Annotated in this window: 20 protein-coding genes; 5 read left to right on the forward strand and 15 right to left on the reverse strand. The window is 71.5% G+C overall.

The genetic code is table 11. The features are described from left to right. Position 1: 1 nt before the first annotated feature. The 8 genes from AB0D31_RS10265 to AB0D31_RS10300 all read right to left on the reverse strand — a co-directional run bounded on the left by AB0D31_RS10265 (position 2) and on the right by AB0D31_RS10300 (position 8,682). Positions 2–1,609: an IS1182 family transposase gene (locus AB0D31_RS10265; protein WP_362719776.1), complete on the reverse strand. Its 1,608-nt coding sequence runs from the start codon at positions 1,607–1,609 to the stop codon at positions 2–4. Positions 1,610–1,984: 375 nt separating this feature from the next. Continuing rightward, positions 1,985–2,719 carry a DUF3159 domain-containing protein gene (locus tag AB0D31_RS10270; protein ID WP_362719737.1) on the reverse strand — a complete coding sequence of 245 codons (735 nt, stop codon included), beginning with the start codon at positions 2,717–2,719 and terminating at the stop codon, positions 1,985–1,987. A 3-nt stretch (positions 2,720–2,722) separates the two neighbouring features. Next, the gene (locus AB0D31_RS10275) at positions 2,723–3,121 is read right to left on the reverse strand and encodes an OB-fold nucleic acid binding domain-containing protein (RefSeq protein ID WP_100575930.1); all 399 of its coding nucleotides are present in this window, start codon (positions 3,119–3,121) and stop codon (positions 2,723–2,725) included. 49 nt (positions 3,122–3,170) lie between these two features. Further along, positions 3,171–3,863, reverse strand: a complete 693-nt coding sequence (locus tag AB0D31_RS10280) for a response regulator (RefSeq protein ID WP_362719740.1) — start codon at positions 3,861–3,863, stop codon at positions 3,171–3,173. Then, positions 3,860–6,430 (reverse strand): sensor histidine kinase KdpD, encoded by a 2,571-nt coding sequence (locus tag AB0D31_RS10285; RefSeq protein WP_362719743.1) that lies wholly within the window; start codon positions 6,428–6,430, stop codon positions 3,860–3,862. The genes AB0D31_RS10280 and AB0D31_RS10285 overlap by 4 nt, the downstream gene beginning before the upstream one ends. A 353-nt stretch (positions 6,431–6,783) precedes the next feature. After that, positions 6,784–7,566, reverse strand: a complete 783-nt coding sequence (locus AB0D31_RS10290) for a DUF3710 domain-containing protein (protein ID WP_362719745.1) — start codon at positions 7,564–7,566, stop codon at positions 6,784–6,786. Position 7,567: 1 nt separating this feature from the next. Beyond that, complete coding sequence (dut, locus tag AB0D31_RS10295; protein WP_362719747.1) at positions 7,568–8,101, reverse strand: dUTP diphosphatase; 534 nt, start codon at positions 8,099–8,101, stop codon at positions 7,568–7,570. Continuing rightward, positions 8,098–8,682: a PaaI family thioesterase gene (locus AB0D31_RS10300; protein ID WP_362719749.1), complete on the reverse strand. Its 585-nt coding sequence runs from the start codon at positions 8,680–8,682 to the stop codon at positions 8,098–8,100. Before AB0D31_RS10300 ends, dut begins: the two co-directional genes overlap by 4 nt. A 57-nt stretch (positions 8,683–8,739) precedes the next feature. Between AB0D31_RS10300 and AB0D31_RS10305 the strand changes: the two genes are divergently transcribed. Next, positions 8,740–9,198, forward strand: coding sequence for a DUF3093 domain-containing protein (locus AB0D31_RS10305; protein WP_362719750.1), 459 nt, complete (start codon positions 8,740–8,742; stop codon positions 9,196–9,198). 13 nt (positions 9,199–9,211) lie between these two features. Here AB0D31_RS10305 and AB0D31_RS10310 read toward each other — a convergent pair whose 3' ends face one another. From AB0D31_RS10310 to AB0D31_RS10325, 4 genes are all read right to left on the reverse strand, one after another. Further along, entirely contained in the window at positions 9,212–10,249 is a 1,038-nt protein-coding gene (locus tag AB0D31_RS10310) for a hypothetical protein (RefSeq protein ID WP_362719753.1), read from the reverse strand. A gap of 11 nt (positions 10,250–10,260) precedes the next feature. Beyond that, positions 10,261–10,557, reverse strand: coding sequence for a DUF4193 domain-containing protein (locus tag AB0D31_RS10315; protein ID WP_053725482.1), 297 nt, complete (start codon positions 10,555–10,557; stop codon positions 10,261–10,263). A 393-nt stretch (positions 10,558–10,950) separates the two neighbouring features. Continuing rightward, positions 10,951–12,189, reverse strand: coding sequence for an ATP-binding protein (locus AB0D31_RS10320; RefSeq protein ID WP_362719755.1), 1,239 nt, complete (start codon positions 12,187–12,189; stop codon positions 10,951–10,953). Between the two features lie 5 nt (positions 12,190–12,194). Next, on the reverse strand, positions 12,195–12,848 hold the full coding sequence (locus AB0D31_RS10325; protein WP_267056846.1) for a response regulator transcription factor: 654 nt from the start codon (positions 12,846–12,848) through the stop codon (positions 12,195–12,197). Between the two features lie 339 nt (positions 12,849–13,187). On the opposite strand from AB0D31_RS10325, the gene AB0D31_RS10330 reads away from it, so the two are divergent. After that, positions 13,188–13,358 (forward strand): hypothetical protein, encoded by a 171-nt coding sequence (locus AB0D31_RS10330; RefSeq protein WP_189390026.1) that lies wholly within the window; start codon positions 13,188–13,190, stop codon positions 13,356–13,358. Positions 13,359–13,592: 234 nt separating this feature from the next. On the opposite strand, the gene AB0D31_RS10335 is transcribed toward AB0D31_RS10330, so the two are convergent. Further along, positions 13,593–14,393, reverse strand: a complete 801-nt coding sequence (locus tag AB0D31_RS10335; protein WP_362719758.1) for an inositol monophosphatase family protein — start codon at positions 14,391–14,393, stop codon at positions 13,593–13,595. A 9-nt stretch (positions 14,394–14,402) separates the two neighbouring features. Then, positions 14,403–15,560, reverse strand: a complete 1,158-nt coding sequence (locus AB0D31_RS10340) for a ferrochelatase (RefSeq protein ID WP_362719761.1) — start codon at positions 15,558–15,560, stop codon at positions 14,403–14,405. Positions 15,561–15,848: 288 nt separating this feature from the next. Between AB0D31_RS10340 and AB0D31_RS10345 the strand changes: the two genes are divergently transcribed. Then, complete coding sequence (locus AB0D31_RS10345; protein ID WP_362719764.1) at positions 15,849–17,090, forward strand: MFS transporter; 1,242 nt, start codon at positions 15,849–15,851, stop codon at positions 17,088–17,090. After that, positions 17,056–18,369, forward strand: a complete 1,314-nt coding sequence (locus tag AB0D31_RS10350) for a D-arabinono-1,4-lactone oxidase (protein WP_362719766.1) — start codon at positions 17,056–17,058, stop codon at positions 18,367–18,369. The genes AB0D31_RS10345 and AB0D31_RS10350 overlap by 35 nt, the downstream gene beginning before the upstream one ends. Before the next feature lie 17 nt (positions 18,370–18,386). Here the strand turns inward: AB0D31_RS10350 and AB0D31_RS10355 are convergent, their stop codons facing one another. After that, positions 18,387–19,463: a hypothetical protein gene (locus AB0D31_RS10355; protein ID WP_362719768.1), complete on the reverse strand. Its 1,077-nt coding sequence runs from the start codon at positions 19,461–19,463 to the stop codon at positions 18,387–18,389. Positions 19,464–19,960: 497 nt separating this feature from the next. Between AB0D31_RS10355 and sepH the strand changes: the two genes are divergently transcribed. Then, positions 19,961–21,043 (forward strand): septation protein SepH, encoded by a 1,083-nt coding sequence (gene sepH, locus AB0D31_RS10360; RefSeq protein WP_362719771.1) that lies wholly within the window; start codon positions 19,961–19,963, stop codon positions 21,041–21,043. Positions 21,044–21,215 lie beyond the last annotated feature (172 nt).

A 21,215-nucleotide genomic window follows, 5' to 3' on the forward strand; every position in this document is an offset into this window, starting at 1 on the left:
CTCAGTCTCTGGCGGACCGCCAAGACCTCGGCCGGGGGATCTGGTGCTGGTCCAGGTAGTTCTGGAAGGCGGTCGGCGGCCGTGGCGGGGTTGTTTCTCCGGGCGTCGGCCGTCGGCTGAGGCGTTCGATGTTCGCGGCGATGGCTGTGAACACGTGCTGTAAGTGGGCTTTGCGTTGTCCCCGGTAGCGGCAGTGGCGCATGCCGTGTCCGTGGGCGAGCTCGTTGATGGTGCCTTCCACTCCGGAGCGGAGCGCGTAGCGGGCCTGCCATTCGGGTGTTTGTTGCTCGGCGCGGACGCGGAGTTGCAGGTCACGGAGTTCTCGCGGGGGAAAGCCCACGCTCCGGGCTCTGTCGGCGGTGGTCGTGCAGCGGGTGCGGGCCGGGCAGGGACGGCACTGGCTCTTGGTGAACCGCGCCACGATCATAGGTGCCGCGGTGGGTGAGGAGGCTGGGTAGGGGCCGTGCCATCCCGCGCTGGTCTCGCCCTGCGGGCAGGTGACCTGGCGGCGGTTGAAGTCGATGTGGAAGTCGTCGCGACCGAAGCCGTTGTTCCTGCGGTTCTGGCGGGTGGTGTTGACCGGCAGTGGTCCGGTGACCGTCACCTGGTGTTCGCGGGCTGCCTGTTCCAGATGGACCAGGGAGGTGTAACCGCCGTCGACCAGGTGCTCGGCGGGCAGCAGCCCGCGATGCTTGAGCCGGGTGTGGATGCCGGGCAGCGCCTTCGCGTCGTAGCCGGTGGCGTCGGTGGTGGCCACATCGGTGATCACGTTGACGCCGTCGGGATCGCAGGTCTCGGTGGCGTGCGCGACGAACCCCTGCCACCGGGTGTCGCCACGGCGCGCGTAGCGGGCCGTCGGGTCGTAGGGCGAGACGACCGCGACCGCCGAGGACGGCAGCCCGCCGTCCTCGGCGGTGCGCCAGCGCAGGCGGCCGGCCCCGGCGCGGTAGTAGTTCTGCACCATGATCTGCCGCAATGCCTGGACCCGGGGACCGGACAGACGGTCCGGCCCGTGCTGCCCGAGGTACTCGATCAGCCGGAGGGCGTCGCCTCCGGTGGCGAGGATCCTGGTCTTGGGGCGGGTGGGGTTCTTGCCCAGACGGACCGGGCGGCCGTAGCGGCGCCCCCACTCCTCGTCGACCAGATCGGCCAGCAGGTGATCAGCGGTGCCGGCCAGCTCTTCCAGTGCGGCGCGGACTGCCTCAGTGACCAGTTCCAGCCGGGTCAGGTCGCGCACCGCGGCCAGGACGTGGGTGGAGTCCGTGCGCTGCGTGGTGCGTTCGCGGACGAGACCGGCCTCCTTCAGGCTTTCGAGCGCGAGGTCGAGGAGACGGTCGGCCCGGCCGTCCTCGGCGAGACGCTCACGGAAGTCGGACAGCACGCTGTGGTGGAAGCCAGGATCGTCCAGTTCCATGGCCAGCGCGTATTTGAAATCGATGCGGCAGCGAACCGCTTCGGCCGCCTGCCGGTCCGACAGGCCGAGCAGGAACTGGAGCACGCAGACGGTGGCCAGTTGGGCGGGCGAGAGCCCCGGGCGGCCGTCGCGCGGGTACCAGTCAGCGAAGTCCTCGTCACGCCACAGCCCGCCCAGGCGGTCTCTCACCCACATCGCCGTCGTACCACCCGGGTTGCTCGCTCGCGCCATCTGCGCGGTCAGAGAGGGGACTTGCTCACCAGAACGGGCGTGGAGCGACAACGGGCACCTCGACAACTGCATCGGTCCATGAACAGAACCGAGCATGCCCGTTGATCATGCTGCCCCGCCGGGGATCCTCAAGATCCCCGACAGAGTCAGCGTCCGGTGACGTTCCGGGCCCCTCGTCGTGCCGTGTACGGGCCGGGCGCCTCGTCCTGCCGTGTACGTTCCGGGCCCCTAGCCGTGCCCTGTACGGGAGATGCGCTCCCGTCTCGCCTGTACGGGGTGCGCGCCTGCGCCGTGCCGCGTGCGGGAGTTACGCCCCCGCTTCCCGGCGGGGTGCGGGAGTTACGCCCCCGCTTCCCCGCGGGCCGCGGCCTCGCGGGCCTTCTCGGCGGCTTCTTCCGCCTCCATCTCGGCGAACACGTCGATCGGCGCGGGCGCCTTCGCGAGGAAGACCCAGGTGAGCCAGACGGCGAGCAGGAACGGCGGGATCTTCAGGGCGATCAGGACCCAGCCGAGCTGCGAGGTGTTGGCCCACCAGTACAGCGGGAAGAGGATCGCGCACTTGGCGAGCAGGATCAGCCCCCACGCCCAACTGGCCTTCGCGTACGCCTTCTTGCGGCCCGGGTTGCGGGTGCGCCAGGAGAGGTTCTCCTTGAAGACGGGGCCGAGGATCAGGCCGATCAGCGGGACCCCGCACACCGTGGTGACGATGTAGGCGAGGGCGAGCCCGAGCGTGTAGAGCATGCCCGGCAGATAGAAGTCCTTGGCGTTGCCCGTCACCATCGCGAAGACCACACCGAAGGCCACGCCGAAGACTCCGCTGAAGGCGTGCTTCATCGTGTCCTTGCGCACGAGGCGGACCGCGACGAGCAGCAGCGACACCGCGAGGGCGGCGATCGCCGAGACGTGCAGATCCTTGTTGACCGTGAAGATCGTGACGAAGAGCAGTCCCGGCAGGACCGTCTCCACCATGCCGCGCACCCCACCGAACGCCTCGAAGAGCGCGGCCTCGGTCACCGCCTTCGCGTCGGCGGGCGGGGCGGGGGTGGTCGTGGTCGGCTTGTCGACGGACGTCACCGGCTACTCCTGTCCGAGCGGTCGGAGTTCGTATTTGGGGTTGAACAGCACCCGCCGGCCGTGGCTCAAGGAGATCCGGCCCGAAGCGATGAGCTTGCGGCCCGGCTCGATGCCCACGATCGAGCGCCGTCCCAGCCACACCACGTCCAGCGGGGCGGTGCCGTCGAAGAGCTCGGCCTCCAGCGCCGGCACACCCGCCCGCGGACGCAGGGTGACCGTCCGCAAGGTACCAGTGACTTTGACTATCTGGCGGTCGCTGCACTCGGAGATGCGGGTGCACCCCGTGGCCTGCGTGTCCTCCTGCAGTTCCGCGGAGTGCAAGTCCTCCTGCGAGGTGGACAGCCGGTCGAGCATCCGGCGGAAGCGCCCCGCGGGCTTCTCGGTACGAAGGTCAGCACTCATACACAAAGGGTACCGGGGCCTCGCCGGCCGGATCGAAGAGCGGGTCGGATCAGCGTTCGAAGCGGTACCCCATGCCCGGCTCGGTGATGAAATGGCGCGGATGGGAGGGGTCGAGCTCCAGTTTGCGGCGCAGCTGCGCCATGTAGACCCGCAGGTAGTTGGTCTCGGTGCCGTAGGAGGGGCCCCACACCTCCTGGAGCAGCTGCTTCTGGCTGACCAGGCGGCCGGTGTTGCGCACGAGGACTTCGAGCAGGTGCCATTCGGTGGGCGTGAGGCGTACGTCGCGGCCCTCCCGGTTGACCTTCTTGGCGGCCAGGTCGACGGTGAAGCCCTCGGTCTCGATCATCACCACGTCGTCGGCGCCGTCCGCGCCGCCGGCCGGTTCGGCGCGGCGTACGGCGGCGCGCAGCCGGGCGAGGAGTTCGTCCATGCCGAACGGCTTGGTGACGTAGTCGTCGGCGCCCGCGTCGAGCGCCTCGACCTTCTCGTCGGAGGTGTGGCGGGCCGAGAGCACCAGGATGGGGACCCGGGTCCAGCCGCGCAGCCCGCGGATGACGTCGACGCCGTCCATGTCGGGCAGGCCGAGGTCGAGCAGGACCACGTCGGGGTGGCGGGCGGCGGCGAGCTGGAGCGCGGTCGCTCCGTCGGGCGCCGCGTCCACCTCGTACGAGCGTGCCTTGAGGTTGATCACGAGCGCGCGCACGATCTGCGGCTCGTCCTCGACCACGAGCACCCGGGTCATGTGGGATCCCTGCTTTCTGCGGTTGCGGGCTGAGCGGTTCGGTTCACGGGGGCGCCCTCGGCGGTGGGGCCCGGGGCGGCGCGGACGGTGAGGACCATGGTGAGGCCGCCGCCGGGGGTGTCCTCGGCGGCGAGGGTGCCCCCCATGGCTTCGGCGAAGCCGCGGGCGACGGCGAGGCCGAGGCCGACGCCGGCGCCGCGCGGGGCGTCGCCGTAGCGCTGGAAGGGCGCGAAGATGCGGTCCTTGGCGGCGTCGGGGACGCCGGGTCCGCGGTCGGTGACGCGTATCTCGACGCGGTCGGCGAGCGCGCTGGCGGCGACGGAGACGGGGCGGCCCCGGGGGCTGTACTTGACGGCGTTCTCGACGACGTTGGCGACGGCCCGCTCCAGGAGGCCCGGGTCGACCTCGACCATGGGCAGCGTCTCGGGGACGTCCAGGACGACGCTGTCCTCGGGGACGCCGCCGAGCGCCATGGGCACCACCTCGTCGAGGTCGATCTCGCGGATCAGCGGGGTGACCGTGCCGGTCTGGAGGCGCGACATGTCGAGGAGGTTGCCGACGAGGTGGTCGAGGCGGTCGGCGCCGTCCTCGATGCCTTCGAGGAGCTCGGCGCGGTCCTCGTCGGACCAGTCGACGTCGTCGGAGCGCAGCGAGCTCACGGCGGCCTTGATGGAGGCGAGCGGGGTGCGCAGGTCGTGGCTGACGGCGGCGAGGAGCGCGGTGCGGATGCGGTTGCCCTCGGCGAGCTTGCGGGCCTCCTCCGCCTCCCCGAGCAGACGTCTGCGGTCCAGGACGACGGCGGCCTGGGCAGCGAAGGCGCCGAGCACGCGGCGGTCCTCGGCGGGCAGGACACGACCGGACAGGGCGAGCGCCATGTGGTCGCCGACCGGCATGTCGACGTCCGCGTCCTCGGGACGGGCGACCGGACGCGGCCCGACGCTGCCCGCGCACGTCCAGGGCTCCATGTCGCCGGCCCGCTCCAACAGGGCGACGGACTCCATGGCGAAGGTCTCGCGGACCCGCTCCAGGAGGGCGTCCAGGCTGGTGTCGCCGCGCAGCACACTGCCCGCGAGGAAGGAGAGGATTTCGGACTCGGCGCGCAGCCGGGCGGCCTGGTGGGTGCGGCGGGCCGCGACGTCGACGACGGAGGCGACCGAGACGGCCACCAGGACGAAGATGACGATGGCGACGATGTTCTTCGGGTCGGCGATGGTGACCTGGTGGACGGGCGGGGTGAAGAAGTAGTTCAGCAGGAACGAGCCGAACGCGGCCGACGCGAGCGCGGGGAGCAGCCCGCCGAGCAGCGCCGCGGCCACCGTCAGGGTCAGGAACAGGAGCATGTCGTTGGCGAGCCCGAGGCCCGCCTCGACGTTGGTGAGCAGCACGGTCAGCAGGGCCGGGCCGACCACGCCGGCCGCCCAGCCCCACACGATGCGGGCCCGCCCGAGCCGGGCGCCGCGTGCGACGGGCAGGCCGCGGCCCTTGGCGACCGCTTCGTGCGTGACGATGTGGACGTCGAGGTCGGGCCCCGACTCGCGGGCCACGGTCTGTCCGACGCCGGGGCCGAGGATGTACTGCCAGGCCTTGCGGCGGCTGGAGCCGAGCACGATCTGGGTGGCGTTGACACCCCGGGCGAAGGCGAGCAGCGCGGCGGGGATGTCGTCGCCTATGACGTGGTGGAAGCTGCCGCCGAGGTCCTCGACGAGGGTGCGCTGGACGGCGAGCTCCTTGGGCGACGCGGAGGTCAGCCCGTCGCTCCTGGCCACGTACACGGCGAGGATCTCGCTGCCGGAGCCCTTGGCGGCCATACGGGCGGCCCGGCGGATCAGGGTGCGCCCCTCGGGACCGCCGGTGAGGCCGACGACGATGCGCTCGCGGGCCTGCCAGGCCGCCTTGATGCCGTGCTCGCCGCGGTACTGCTGTAGGTATTCGTCGACCCGGTCGGCGACCCAGAGCAGCGCGAGTTCGCGCAGCGCGGTGAGGTTGCCGGGCCGGAAGTAGTTGGAGAGGGCGGCGTCGACCTTGTCGGACTGGTAGACGTTGCCGTGCGCCATGCGGCGGCGCAGCGCCTGGGGCGACATGTCGACGAGCTCGATCTGGTCGGCCCGGCGCACCACCTCGTCGGGGACCGTCTCGCGCTGGCGTACGCCGGTGATGGACTCGACGACGTCGCCGAGGGACTCCAGGTGCTGGATGTTGACGGTGGACACGACATCGATGCCGGCGGCGAGCAGCTCCTCGACGTCCTGCCAGCGTTTGGTGTTGCGGGCGCCCGGGACGTTGGTGTGCGCCAGTTCGTCGACCAGGGCGACGGCGGGGCGCCGCTCCAGGACGGCGTCGACGTCCATCTCGGTGAAGGCGGCCCCGCGGTAGTCGATCGCGCGGCGCTGGATCTGCTCCAGGCCGTGCAGCATCACTTCGGTACGGGGCCTGCCGTGGTGCTCGACGAGGGCGACGACGCAGTCGGTGCCGCGCTCGACGCGGCGGTGCGCCTCGGAGAGCATGGCGTACGTCTTGCCGACGCCCGGCGCCGCGCCGAGGTAGATCCGAAGCTTGCCGCGTGCCATGGCCCCATTGTCTTTCAGAATGCGGATGCATACGCTGCGTCGACCTTACGGCCAACAATTGCGGCAAATGGGGTGGGGGTGGGGCGGGCGGCGCGTATTGACGCGATTCTGACGCGCGGGCTCTCGCGGGCCCGCGCGGCCCGGATGGCCCGGGGCGCGGCAGGGCCTTTCGGGCAACGCGCAGCCCGGCGGCGTGGGCGGCCGGCTCCGGCGGGCGTGAAGTACCGTGCGCGGAAGGGGCGTTGGGCGGGATCACGACTCGTGGGCCGGCGTCGAGCGGCCCCGAAAACGCCGATGGGCCGCTCCCCCGCTGCGGGGGTGCGGCCCATCGGGCGTACGTACGGACGGACGGGTCAGCGGATCTCGCTGATCTCGGGGCCGCGCTGGAGCTGGCCCATGCCGCCGGAGAAGCGCGAGCCCTCCTGGTCCTCCTGCTGGACGCCCTCGGGCACCATCTGCGCGTCGTTGGGAAGCTTCAGGACGATCGGGTCGCGGGGCGCCATCGGGCCCTCGCCACGCACCACGACGGTGTCGCGGAAGATCGTCTCCAGGAGCCCGGCGGCCTGCGGCTGCACCGCGCCCTGGCCGGAGATGACACCGCGCAGGAACCAGCGCGGTCCGTCCACCCCCACGAAGCGGACCAGCTGGACGCCGTTGGTGCCGTCGGGCAGCTGGACGGGGACCTGCGCGCGCAGCTCCCAGCCGAGCGGGCCCTCGACCTCGTCGATGATGCCGCCCTGCTGGGTGATGCCGGTGGCGATCTCCTCGCGGACCTCGCCCCAGATGCCTTCCTTCTTCGGTGCCGCGAAGGCCTGCAGCTGGACCGCGCTGTCGTTGAGCACGACCGTGGCCGCCACGATCGCGTCGCCCGCGACCTCGACCCGCAGCTCCATGCCCTCGACCCCGGGGACGAAGAGGCCACCGAGGTCGACCCGGCCCTCGCCGGGCTCGGTCACCTCGGAGACGTCCCAGGGTCCGTCCGGACGGGGCGCCGGCGGCAAGTTCACCCTGCGCGCCCCGGCCCCGTCGCCGGCCGTGCTGTCGTCGGCCTCGGTGCCGTCGACGACCTGCTCGGCCTCGCCCGCCGCGTCCGCCGCGTCGTCCGCGGATCCACTCTTCTTGCGACGTCCGAACACGTCACTGTCCTTCCCGGTCGGATACGACCGAAGCGTATCGATTCCCACCCGTTGTGCCGCCATCGGCGGCCGAACCGCCCACGGCGGAGTGACCGCCCGTGGACCCGAAGCCCCCCTCGGCCCGCGCCGAGCCGGGAAGCTCCGCCACCTCGTGGAAGCGCACCTTCTCGACCTGCTGGACGACCAGTTGGGCAATGCGGTCGAAACGCTCGAACCGGACGCTGTCGCGCGGGTCGAGGTTGACCACGATCACCTTGATCTCTCCACGGTACCCGGCATCCACCGTCCCCGGGGCATTCACCAGGGCGACACCGCACCGGGCGGCGAGCCCCGAACGGGGGTGCACGAAGGCCGCGTACCCGTCGGGCAGCGCGAGCGAAACACCGGTCGGCAGAACCGCCCGCTCACCGGGGGCGAGCTCGGCGGCCTCGGTGGTCACCAGATCGGCCCCGGCGTCGCCCGGGTGCCCGTACGCCGGGATCGGCACCTCCGGGTCCACACGGCGGATGAGGACGTCTACGGGTTCACGCGTCACGGGTTCACCTCGAAGGCGCGGGCGCGCCTGACCTGGTCGGGGTCGGACATCGCGGCCTGGATCTCGGCCGGGCGTCCGTTGTCGATGAAGTGGTCCACCTTCACCTCGATGAAGAGGGCCTGGGCGCGGACCGCGACGGGCCCCTCGGGGCCGCCGATGCGGCCGGTGGCCCGGGAGTAGATCTTGCGGCCGGCGACGGCCGTGACCTCGGCCTCCAGATGCAGCACGGTGCCGACGGGGACCGGGCGGACGAAGTCCGTCTCCAGGCGGCCGGTCACCGCGATGACCCGCAGCAGCCAGTTCAGCGAACCGAGCGTCTCGTCGAGCGCGGTCGCAAGCACCCCGCCGTGAGCGAGGCCGGGCGCGCCCTGGTGGGCCTCGCGCACGGTGAACTCGGCGGTGACGGTCACGCCCTGCCCGGCGCGCGCGGCCAGGTGCAGTCCATGGGGCTGTCCGTCGCCGCAGCCGAAGCAGTGCCCGTAGTGCGCACCGAGCAACTCGCCCGGTGCGGGCGCCTCGGGGTGCCGCACCGGCGCTATGGCGTCGGCCGGGGGCGTCAGGGACGCAGATGTAGCAGTCACAGGCGCAGACCTTACCCGCGGTCAAGGCGCAGGTCGCTCCGTGCCAAGCTAGCTTTCATGCAGCCCAATGCCCCGCAGTACGCAGAACGCCTGACCGCACCCCGCTCCTGGTGGTTCATCTCCGTCCTGGTCGGCTTCGCGTGCGCGCTGATGCTGCTGCCGGTGGGCACGCTGCCGATGCTGGCCGGCTTCGTCGGCGGCACGGCGGTGTCGTGGGTGGTGGTGAGTTCGTACGGCTCGATCCGGATCCGGGTGCTGCCGGACACCCTGGTCGCGGGCGAGGCCCGGATCCCGGTGAAGGCGCTGGGCGAACCGGAGATCCTGGACGCCGACGAGGCGAAGGCCTGGCGGCTGCACAAGGCCGATCCGCGCGCGTACATGCTGCTGCGGGCGTACATCCCGACGGCGGTGAAGGTGGAGATCACGGATCCGGCGGACGCGACTCCGTACGTCTACCTCTCGACCCGTGACCCCGAGGGGCTCAAGGCGGCCCTGAACACGGTCCGCGCGGCCTGAGAGGCCGGGCCCGTCAGCGGCCGATCTCCCCGGGGGCGCCGCCGGGCGGCAGCGGGTTGTCCGGCTGTTCGAGGGCCGGCAGGCCGGACAGCGCGTCCCACGGCACCTGGCGTGTGCGCAGGTCCTTCCTGATGTGCCCGGCGAGCTTCTTGGTGTCGCGGCGGTTCATCACGGCGCCGACGGCCGCGCCGACCATGAACGGCGTCAGGTTCGGCAGATTGCGGACCATGCGCTTCATGATCTGCTGACGCAGTTCGCGCTTCATCTGGCCGCCGAGCGCGAAGTTGAGCGTCGTCGGCTTGGTGACGTCGATGCCGCGCTCCTGTGTCCACGACGTCAGATACGCCATCGACCGCTCCCTGAGCGTGCCGGGCGGGCGCATGCCGTAGACCTCGTGCAGCTCGGCGATGAGCTTCAGCTCGATGGCGGCGACGCCGGTGATCTCCGCGGCGAGCTCGGCGGGCATCGCGGGCGGTACGGGCAGCATCGCGGCCGCGCCGATCCCCGCGCCGACCGTGGAGGTGCCGTTGGCGGCGCCCGCGATCAGCTTGTCGGCGATCTCCTCCGGGCCGAGGCCGGGAAAGTGGGCGCGCAGGGTCGCCAGGTCCCGCACCGGGATGCGGGGGGCGACCTCGATGATCCGGTCGGCAAGGTGGCCGAGCGAGGCCTTCACGCCCTCGCCGCTCTTGCGTACGCCCTTCTTGAGCACGGGCACGCTCCTCCTCAGGGCGGGAACACCCTTGTCGAGGGCGCCCCTGCGCAGGGCGTCCAGGCGCCGGACCCCGGCCGCGGGTCCCGCCTTGTCGTTCTTGTCCGAGAGCTCCGGGAGGTCCCGGGGCTCCGGCGCCGTGACGGCTGCTTCGAGCGAGGCCTGCCGGCCCCGCTCGGCGTCACGTGCACCGTCGGCAGCGCTCACCGCAGGGAGGCCGGACGGCTCGGCGGGGGCTTCCACGCCTTCTGCCGGGCCTGTGCCGCCCTGTGGTGCCTCGGTGGAGGCCGGGGCACCCTTCCTCCGGAACGGTCGCTTCCGGGGCGGTTCAGCGCCTGTCATGGCCGGCCTGCTCAGTCGCAGTCGCGGCAGATGGGCTGACCGTTCTTCTCCCGGGCCAGCTGGCTGCGGTGGTGCACGAGGAAGCAGCTCATGCAGGTGAACTCGTCGGCCTGCTTGGGCAGGACGCGGACGGCGAGCTCTTCGTTGGACAGGTCCGCGCCGGGCAGTTCCATACCCTCGGCGGCCTCGTACTCGTCGACGTCGACGGTCGAGGTGGACTTGTCGTTGCGTCGTGCCTTCAGCTCTTCAAGGCTGTCGGAATCGACGTCGTCATCGGTCTTGCGTGGGGTGTCGTAGTCCGTTGCCATGTCGCTCTCCCCCTCTGGGTGGTTGCGGTGTCTCAGCGCACGTAACGCGTGAGAGGCCGGACTTGTGCCCGACCTGAGGCGGAGATTTTGCCTCACATCAAGGTCTGTTACTCAATCGACACCCAACCGCACTCCTTCAGAGTGCTCGTCTTGGATGGCGATCGGGACCGTACACGGTCCTAATGTCGCACTTCACCAGCGCCACCCCGTGTACTTCCCGTGATCCCACCCCCCGGAAACCCGGACTTTTCCCGGGATTCCAGGGGATTTAACGATCACGGAGAGTAGGTGGCTGGAAGTTTGCCTTTGTGACTGATCACACATGAAACTCTCAGGAACAGGTCCAGAAAATTCCGCGCAAAGCGAACTGTCACCGCAGCTCCGAGCAGCGTCTCAGACCGGGAGGGTGACACGCATCACGAGGCCGCCGCCTTCGCGGGGCTCCGCGATGATACGGCCTCCGTGGGCCCGCGCGACCGACCGGGCGATGGACAGGCCGAGACCGACGCCCTTGTCGCTGCCGGTGCGCTCGGTGCGCAGCCGCCGGAAGGGCTCGAAGATGTTGTCGATCTCGTACGCCGGGACCACCGGCCCCGTATTGCGCACCAGGAGCGTCGCATGGCCGTCCTTGAGCTCGGTGACCACCTCGACCCAGCCGCTCTCGGGGATGTTGTACCGGACCGCGTTCTGCACCAGGTTCAAGGCGATGCGCTCCAGAAGGACGCCGTTGCCCTGGACGATCGCGGGGCCGCGCTCGCCGCGGATCTCGACGCCCTTGGCCTCGGCCTCGTTCCTGGCCTGGTCCAGGGCGCGGGAGGCCACCTCGGCAAGGTCGACGGGCTTGCGGTCGACGATCTCGTTGTCGCTGCGGGCCAGCAGCAGCAGCCCCTCCACGAGCTGCTCGCTGCGCTCGTTGGTGGCGAGGAGCGTCTTGCCGAGCTGCTGGAGCTCGACCGGGGCTCCGGGGTCGGAGAGGTGCACTTCGAGCAGGGTGCGGTTGATGGCGAGCGGCGTGCGCAGCTCGTGCGAGGCGTTGGCGACGAAGCGCTGCTGTGCGGTGAAGGCGCGCTCCAGGCGGTCCAGCATCTCGTCGAAGGTGTCGGAGAGCTCCTTGAGCTCATCGTCGGGGCCGTCGAGCTCGATGCGCCGGGTCAGGTCGGTGCCGGCCACGCGGCGCGCGGTCCGGGTGATCCGGCCGAGCGGCGACAGGACGCGTCCCGCCATCGCGTATCCGAAGGCGAAGGCGATGACGCTGAGGCCCACCAGGGCGAGCAGCGAGCGGCTGAGGAGGTTGTCGAGAGCGTGCTGGCGCTGCTGGGCCATGCAGACGCCGATGGCGTCGTTGATCTCCTGGAAGGTCCCCGATGCGGGCAGCTGGCAGCTGCTGCTGGACAGCGCGATGTTCTGGCCGCCCACGATCCTGAAGGGGGCGCTGCCCGCGTGCAGGGCCTGGGCGGCGAGCAGGTAGATGATCGAGAGGAGCAGTATCCCCGCGATCATGAACATGCCGCCGTAGAGCAGGGTGAGGCGTATGCGGATGGTGGGCCTGAGCCAGGGGAAGGGCGGTTCGGCCGACTTCGGGGCCCAGGTGGGCTTGGGAGGCGCTGTGGGGGGCGCGGGGGTGGCGGCCACCGCCGTCAGATCCGGTAACCCGAGCCCGGCACGGTGACGATCACCGGGGGCTCGCCGAGCTTGCGGCGCAGGGTCATGACGGTGACCCGTACGACGTTGGTGAACGGGTCGGTGTTCTCGTCCCAGGCCTTCTCCAGGAGCTGCTCGGCCGAGACCACCGCGCCCTCGCTGCGCATGAGGACTTCGAGGACGGCGAACTCCTTGGGCGCGAGCTGGATCTCCCTGCCCTCACGGAAGACCTCGCGGCGGTTGGGGTCCAGCTTGATGCCGGCCCGCTCCAGGATGGGCGGCAGGGGCACGGTGGTGCGCCGGCCGAGCGCGCGCACGCGGGCGGTCAGCTCGGTGAAGGCGAAGGGCTTGGGCAGGTAGTCGTCCGCGCCGATCTCCAGGCCCTCCACCCGGTCGCTGACATCCCCCGCGGCCGTCAGCATCAGGACACGCGTGGCCATGCCCAGTTCGACGATCTTGCGGCAGACGTCGTCGCCGTGGACGAGCGGGAGGTCCCGGTCGAGCACGACCACGTCGTAGTCGTTCACACCGATCCGCTCCAGGGCCGCGGCGCCGTCGTACACGACGTCGACGGCCATGGCCTCCCGGCGCAGTCCGGTGGCCACCGCATCGGCGAGCAGCTGCTCGTCCTCGACGACGAGTACGCGCACGGCGCATTCCTTCCCTAGGACCCGCGTCGTGCGCGGGCACATCTGTGCACTGAAGTAGTGACTGTCCGCTTCCATCCTGCCCCTTACGCCCATAAACCGGCGGTAAGGCGATGGTGGACCTGGCCCGCCCCCACCTGCGTTTTCCAGCCAGGACACGGGTCCGGGCGGGAATGAACAGGATTGGCGCGGCAGTTGAGGTTTCTTTGAGAGTGGGCTTGGGGAAGACGTCTGCACACCCCGCGATCACGCCCTGGCTGTGGCACGCCACACCCTGACGTCGTGGTCGCTACCCACCGTCGGCACACCCCGTGCCACCGACCCACGACGAGGGGGCGCACCATGGACGCTTTCACCGCAGGACTGCTGCAGCGCATAAGGACCACGGAAACCGACCTCACACGGGCGCGCGAGACCGGCGACGACTTCCTCGCCGACGTCGAGCAGGCCGAGCTGGACGACCTGCGTCGTCTGGCCGCCGAGCACGGCGTAGAGGTAGCCGTCGCGCTCTGATCCCATCCACCGTGAAACCCCGGCACCGCACTGCGGCGCCGGGGTTTCGTCATGCCGGGGGTGGGCCGGGACGGGTGTTACCCGGCCCTGGCCTGGGGTGCCGCGCGCCCCAGGGCATCGGGCTCAGTCGTGCCAGGCGCCCTGGTCCAGGGCAGCGGGCTCAGTCGTGCCAGGCGCCGTGGTCCAGGGCAGCGGGCTCAGTCGTGCCAGGCGCCGTGGTCCAGGGCAGCGGGCTCAGTCGTGCCAGGCGCCGTGTTCCTCCAGGAGCGACTGGAGGGGGCCGAAGAGCTCCGGGGACGCGGCCACCGTCAGCTCGCGGGACGGCGGAACCCCCGGGCGGCCGCCGGTCAGCGCGCCGGCCTCGCGGGCGATCAGGTCGCCGGCCGCCATGTCCCAGGGGTTCAGGCCCCGCTCGTAGTACGCGTCGAGCCGGCCCGCCGCCACGTCGCACAGGTCGATCGCCGCCGAGCCGCCGCGGCGGATGTCCCGGAAGCGCGGGATCAGCCGCTCGGCCACCTCCGCCTGGTGGACGCGTACGGAGTGGACGTAGGCGAAGCCCGTGCCGACCAGGGACTGGTCGAGCGGGGCCGGCGGGCGGCAGCGCAGTGGGCGCTCGCCCTCGAAGGCGCCGCCGCCGAGGACCGCGTGGTACGTCTCGCCGCGCATCGGAGCGGCCACCACGCCCGCGACCCGCACGCCGTCCACCTCCGCGGCGATCGAGACGGCCCAAGTGGGCAGCCCGTACAGGTAGTTGACCGTGCCGTCGAGCGGGTCGATGACCCAGCGAACCCCGCTGGTGCCCTCGCTGGAGGCGCCCTCCTCGCCGAGGAAGCCGTCCTCGGGGCGGAACTCGCTGAGGTAGCCGGTGATCAGCTTCTCGGCGGCGATGTCCATTTCGGTCACCACGTCGATGGGGCTGGTCTTGGTGGCGGCGACGGCGAGGTCGGCGGGGCGGCCGTCACGCAGCAGCGCACCGGCCCGCCGGGCCGCCTCCATGGCCAGGTCCAGCAGGTCGCGGTGGAGAGGGTCGGTCATGGTGGCTCCTTACGCGTACGGGCTGTCGGCGCCGGCCGCCGCGGGCTTGGCGGCGCCGCGGGCGGCGGGGCAGCAGCCCACGGGGCAGAGGTCGTGCGAGGGCCCGAGGGCGCCGAGCACGCATCGCTCGGCGGGCACCCCGCGCTCGGTGGCGGCCCGCTCGACGACGAGTTCGCGCACGGCCGCCGCGAAGCGGGGGTCGGCGCCGACGGTCGCCGAGCGGGCCACGGGCAGGCCGAGCTCGGCGGCCTTGGCGGTGGCCTCCGTGTCTAGGTCGTACAGGACCTCCATGTGGTCCGAGACGAAGCCGATGGGGACCATGACGACGGCCGGCGCGCCCTCGCCGTGCACGGCCTCCAGGTGGTCGCAGATGTCGGGTTCGAGCCAGGGGATGTGCGGGGCGCCGGAGCGGGACTGGTAGACCAGCCGCCACGGCCGCTCCACACCGGTCTCGGCGCGCACCGCGTCGGCGATGGTCCGCGCCACGTCGAGGTGCTGGCGCACATAGGCGCCGCCCTCGCCGTGCTCCTCGACGGGCCCGGAGGTGTCGGCGGCGGCCTCGGGGATCGAATGCGTGGTGAAGGCGAGGTGGGCGCCCGCGCGGACCGACTCGGGCAGCTCCCCGAGCGAGGCCAGGACACCGTCGGTCATGGGGCCGACGAAGCCGGGGTGGTTGAAGTAGTGCCGCAGCTTGTCGACCCGCGGCACGTCGAGCCCCTCGGCCTCCAGCGTGGCCAGCGCCTCCGCGAGGTTCTCGCGGTACTGGCGGCAGCCCGAGTACGAGGCGTACGCGCTGGTGGTGAGCACCGCGATGCGGCGGCGGCCGTCGGTGATCATCTCGCGCAGGGTGTCGGTGAGGTAGGGCGCCCAGTTCCGGTTGCCCCAGTACACCGGCAGGTCCAGGCTGTTCTCGGCGAAGTCCTTGCGCAGGGCGTCGAGCAGCGCGCGGTTCTGCTCGTTGATGGGGCTCACGCCGCCGAACAGGAAGTAGTGCTGCCCCACCTCCTTGAGCCGCTCCTTGGGGATGCCGCGGCCGCGCGTCACGTTCTCCAGGAACGGGACCACGTCGTCAGGGCCTTCCGGGCCGCCGAAGGAGAGCAGCAGCAGGGCGTCGTACGGGGCGGCGGCCGAGGCCGCTCCGGGAGCTGGATCACGCAGTTCGGACATGCCTCGATCCTGCCATCCGCCGCTGACAGACGGCCCACCGAGCCGCACCGGGCGGTGGAGAGAACCGGAAAAGGAGGGCGGAGCGCGCCCGGAACTGACGCAAGGGCGAGCCAGGAAAAGGCGGTGGAGCGCACCCGGATCGGCCGCCGGGGCGAGCCCGGAAAGGCGGTGGAGCTCGCCCCGGCCGGCTGGCGGGGGCGAGCCCGATAAAGACGGTGCGCAGGTTCACTTCACCGTCGTAAGCTTTAGCAATTGATTACACGCGTCACGCAGGATCCGGAGCCTCCGTTGCCCAGTCCCTATCGCGCGATATTCGCCGCCCCCGGCACCAAGGGGTTCTCCGCCGCCGGCCTGCTCGGCCGGATGCCGCTGTCGATGATGGGCATCGGCGTCGTGACGATGATCTCCCAGCTCACCGGCAGGTACGGCCTGGCCGGCGCGCTCTCCGCGACGCTCGCCATGTCGGCCGCCGTCATCGGCCCCCAGATATCCCGGCTGGTGGACCGGCACGGCCAGCGCAGGGTGCTGCGCCCGGCCACCCTGGTCTCGGTCGCCGCCGTCACGGGCCTGCTCGTCTGCGCCCAGCGGAGCGCCCCCGACTGGACCCTGTTCCTCTTCGCGGCCGGCGCCGGCTGTGTGCCGAGCGTCGGCTCCATGGTCCGCGCCCGCTGGGCCGAGATCTACCGCGGCGACGCGCAGAACCTGCACACGGCGTACTCGTGGGAGTCGATCGTCGACGAGCTGTGCTTCATCCTCGGGCCGATCCTGTCCATCGGGCTCTCCACCGCCTGGTTCGCCGAGGCGGGTCCCCTGATCGCCGCCTGCTTCCTGGTGGCCGGGGTGCTCTGGCTGACCGCCCAGCGCGCCACCGAGCCCGTACCGCACCCCCACGAGCACCATGCCGGCCGCTCCGCGCTGAGCTCGCGCGGCCTCCAGGTCCTGGTCGCCACCTTCGTCGCCACCGGCGCGATCTTCGGCTCCGTCGACGTGGTCACGGTGGCCTTCGCCGACGAGCGCGGCCACAAGGCGCTGGCCAGTCTGGTGCTCGCCGTGTACGCCCTCGGCTCGTGCCTGGCCGGCGCGGTGTTCGGGCTGCTGCGGCTGCGGGGCTCGGCGTCGACCAGGTGGCTGGTGGGCGTGTGTGCGATGGCGGTGAGTATGATCCCGCTCCAACTGGCCGGGAACCTGCCGTTCCTTGCCGTGACGCTCTTTGTCGCGGGTCTGTTCATCGCGCCGACGATGGTGACGACGATGGCCCTGGTCGAACAGCACGTACCGCGCAGCAAGCTCACCGAGGGCATGACCTGGACCAGCACCGGGCTCGCGGTCGGTGTGGCGCTCGGCTCCTCCGCCGCCGGCTGGGTGGTGGATGCGGCGGGCGCACAGGCGGGGTATCTGGTGTCCGGCGTGTCGGGAACGCTCGCGGCGATGGTGGCGTTCCTGGGGTACCGCCGGCTTCGCAGGCCGGTGCCGCATCGGGAGGGGCTCGAAGCAGATGAGCGGAGCGAACGGCAGCAGCACCTGGCGTAACTGGGCGGGGAACGTCACCGCCCGGGCGGCGCGCGAGGCCTCCCCGGCCTCCGTGGCCGAGCTCGCCGCCGAGGTACGCAGGGCCGCCGAGGACGGCCTCACGGTGAAGGCGGTGGGCACAGGACACTCCTTCACCTCGACCGCCGCGACCGACGGCGTGCTCATACGCCCCGATCTGCTGACCGGCATCCGCGAGATCGACCGCGCCGCGATGACCGTCACCGTGGAGGCGGGCACCCCGTTGAAGCGGCTCAACGCGGTGCTGGCGAGGGAAGGCCTGTCGCTCACCAACATGGGCGACATCATGGAGCAGACGGTCGCCGGGGCGACGAGCACCGGCACCCACGGCACCGGCCGCGACTCGGCGTCGATCGCCGCCCAGATCACGGCACTTGAGCTGGTCACCGCCGACGGCTCGCTGCTCACCTGTTCCGCCAAGGAGAACCCCGAGGTCTTCGCGGCGGCGCGGATCGGGCTCGGCGCGCTCGGCATCGTCACCGCGATCACCTTCGCCGTCGAGCCGGTCTTCCTGCTCACCGCCCGCGAGGAGCCGATGGGCTTCGACCAGGTCACCGCCGACTTCGACGCGCTCTTCACGGAGAACGAGCACTTCGAGTTCTACTGGTTCCCGCACACCGGCAACTGCAACACCAAGCGCAACAACCGCAGCTCCGGGCCCGCGGCCCCGCCCGGCAAGGTGCGGGCATGGATCGACGACGAGTTCATGTCCAACGGGCTCTTCCAGGCGGTGTGTTCACTCGGCCGGGTCGCGCCCGCAACGATCCCGGCGATCGCCAAGGTCTCCAGCAGGGCGCTCTCCGCCCGCACCTACACCGACATTCCGTACAAGGTGTTCACCAGCCCGCGCCGGGTGCGGTTCGTGGAGATGGAGTACGCCCTGCCGCGCGAGGCGGTGGTCGACGCGCTGCGCGAGGTCAAGGCGATGGTGGACCGCTCGCCGTTGCGCGTGAGCTTCCCCGTGGAGGTCCGCACCGCGCCCGCCGACGACATCGCCCTCTCCACCGCGTCGGGCCGCGAGAGCGCGTACATAGCCGTGCACATGTACAAGGGCACCCCGCACCAGGCGTACTTCACGGCGGTCGAGCGGATCATGACCGAGTACGCGGGCCGGCCGCACTGGGGCAAGCTGCACGCCCGGGACGCCGCGTACTTCGCGCAGGTCTACCCCCGCTTCGGCGAGTTCACCGCGGTACGCGACCGGCTCGACCCGGAGCGCCGCTTCACCAACGCCTATCTGCGGCGCGTACTGGGCGACTGATCCGCACGGCCGGACGGTCAGGGGGCGGAGCTTTCCCCGGACTTCGGGTCCGGGGTGGCCCCGCCACCGGAGCCGCTCCCCGGACCTGAGCCGTTGCCGGTTCCGGTGCCGGCCGAGCCGGACGGCGTGGGCGTCGGAGCCGGCGTCGTACCGCCCGACCCGGACCCTGAGTCCGAACCGGAGCCCGCGCCATCGGACCTGGAGGGCGACGGGGACGGCGAGGGGTCGTCCGTCGCGGACCCTCCCCCGCTGGTCGCCGGGTCCTGCGAGCCGCCCGGTGTCGAGGGCCCGCCGGTCCCGGGTGACGGCGTGTGCCGCTGCTCGGGGCCCGAGGGGGCGGGCGGATCCTGCTTCTTGGACCCGCCGGTGAAGACGGAGGTGAGGGTGGTCCCGTTGCCGTTGCCGCCGACCTCGCCTCCGGAGACGAGCTCGTACACCGTGATGCCGCCCATCGACACCCCGAAGACGACGGCCGCCGCGAGCAGCGGGCGCTTCCAGCCGCGCAGCCGGGTGCCGTGCACGGACGCTTCGTTGAACTCCTTGGCAGGTTCCGCGCCCGGCGGGAGCCCCCGGGCGCCGACCGACTTGAGCAGCTGGGTCCGGTCGGCGTCGGCCTGCGGAAGCATCCGCGTGCGGTCCGCGTCGACCTGCCCGAGCAGCTGGGTGCGGTCCGCGTCGACCTGCGGAAGCATCTGCGTACGTTCGGCGCCGGCCTTCGGCGACATCTGCGTCCGGTCGGTGTCGGCGTGCCCGAGCAGCTGGGTGCGCTCGACGTCAGTGAGGGGCTGTTCGGCCGTTCCGTGCCGCTTCCCCTTGTACGGGGAGAGCACCGGCACCTGGCGCGGGCCGACCTTCGCCTGGACGGTCACCTCGCGCAGCTGCTCGCCGGTCCGTTTGAAGAAGTGCTGGAAGACGGTGCCACCGCAGGTGGCGACCACACTCACCACACCCGCCCCGATGAACGTGCCATACACCCCCAGCGTGGAGGCGAGTACCGCCGCCGCGATCGCGGCGAGTGCACTCCCGGCGACTTGGGGCACGCTCAGATCTATGCGCTTCTTCTCTTCGGTCCCGGTGTCCGGCTTGTCACCCATCCCCAGCCTCTGTTCGCCCTTCTCGTCCGCCTTGCACCTAGAAAGGACATTTGAGCGAAAGGAATAGTTCCGATTCCGGAGATTGTGTGAAGCAGGACACGTGGGAGTCGTGCGCGGGCGTGCCAAGGCGGCTCCAACTCCCGTACCCCGGGAGAACTTCGGCGGCGTGCCGGTCCACCCAGGTGGCCCGAATGGAGTACTGTGGCGAGCCCTGGGCCCCGGGTCCCACACGGGTACCCGGGACTACGGGAGGGGGCCGAAAGCGGCACTCGAACCGGCGGCGCCGCGGCACCGCACGGGCGCCTGCTGCACAGAGTGACCGGCCAGTCACTCTGCGTTGCGAAGAGGTAACCGTGCCATAACGGCGTTCCAGGGCCCATGCCCGACACGCCGGGCAACTCGGCAATGTTGTGGCAGGCTGCACCCGGGCAGGCCACACTCGACTAGCGGAAGCAGCGACGCACGTGACGTCGGCAGGCACCACCCGGGAGGTCCCCATGCCCGAACTGCGTGTCGTGGCCGTCTCCAACGACGGCACACGACTGGTGCTCAAGGCTGCGGACAGCACGGAGTACACGCTTCCGATCGACGAGCGGCTCCGGGCCGCTGTGCGCAACGACCGAGCCCGTCTCGGCCAGATCGAGATCGAGGTGGAGAGCCACCTCCGCCCGCGCGACATCCAGGCGCGTATACGAGCCGGTGCCTCCGCCGAGGAGGTCGCCCAGTTCGCCGGCATCCCGGTCGACCGCGTACGCCGTTTCGAAGGCCCCGTGCTCGCGGAGCGCGCCTTCATGGCCGAGCGGGCGCGCAAGACCCCCGTGCGCCGTCCCGGCGAGAACACCGGACCCCAGCTCGGCGAGGCCGTCCAGGAACGGCTGTTGCTGCGCGGCGCCGACAAGGAGAGCGTCCAGTGGGACTCCTGGCGCCGCGACGACGGCACCTGGGAAGTCCTGCTCGTGTACTTGGTCGCGGGCGAGCCGCACTCCGCGAGCTGGACCTACGACCCGCCGCGCCGGCTCGTGCAGGCCGTCGACGACGAGGCCCGTTCTCTGATCGGCGAGTCCGACGACACCATCACCGCGGTGCCCGAGCCGAGCTTCCCGTTCGTGCCGCGGATCGCCCGGCTGCCCCGGGACCGGCCGCTCGACCGCGCCCTCGACCGTTCGCTGGAGCGGCCGCTCGACCGCGCCCTGGACCGGCAGTTGGAGCGGCCCGCACCGCCCGAGCCGGTGTCGGCCGAAGAGAGCGACTCGCTGACGAGCCTGCTCGAAGCCGTGCCGAGCTTCCGCGGTGACCTGGTCGTCCCCGAGCGTCCCTCGGGCCCGCCCGAGTCGGCCGAGACCGATCTGCCGGACGTCGAGCCGGAGATCGAGGAGCCGCCCGCGCCGGCCGCTTCGGCGGGCGCCGGGTCCGCGTACGCGGATGTTCTGATGCCGCGCACGGTGGCCGGTCACCGCGACCGGCTCACCGGCACGACGGATCGTCAGGCCGAGGCGGACGGGGTGCGGCCGGGTCGGCGGGCCGCGGTGCCGAGCTGGGACGAGATCGTGTTCGGCACGCGCCGCAAGAAGCAGGACTGAGCGCGACTCCCCGGCGCCGGGGGGGCGCGACTCCGCGCCCCTGCACTACTCGGTGCCGGGCTGGTGCACCCCCTCAGCCCGTCCGGCGATTGAGGACGAGCGCCGTGCAGGCGCGACCGGGGTCTGGGGCGGAGCCCCAGCAGCCCCGCCTTCGTGTGCGGACCGCGCGTGG

The organism is Streptomyces sp. NPDC048361, from assembly GCF_040651795.1.
GTDB lineage: Bacteria > Actinomycetota > Actinomycetes > Streptomycetales > Streptomycetaceae > Streptomyces.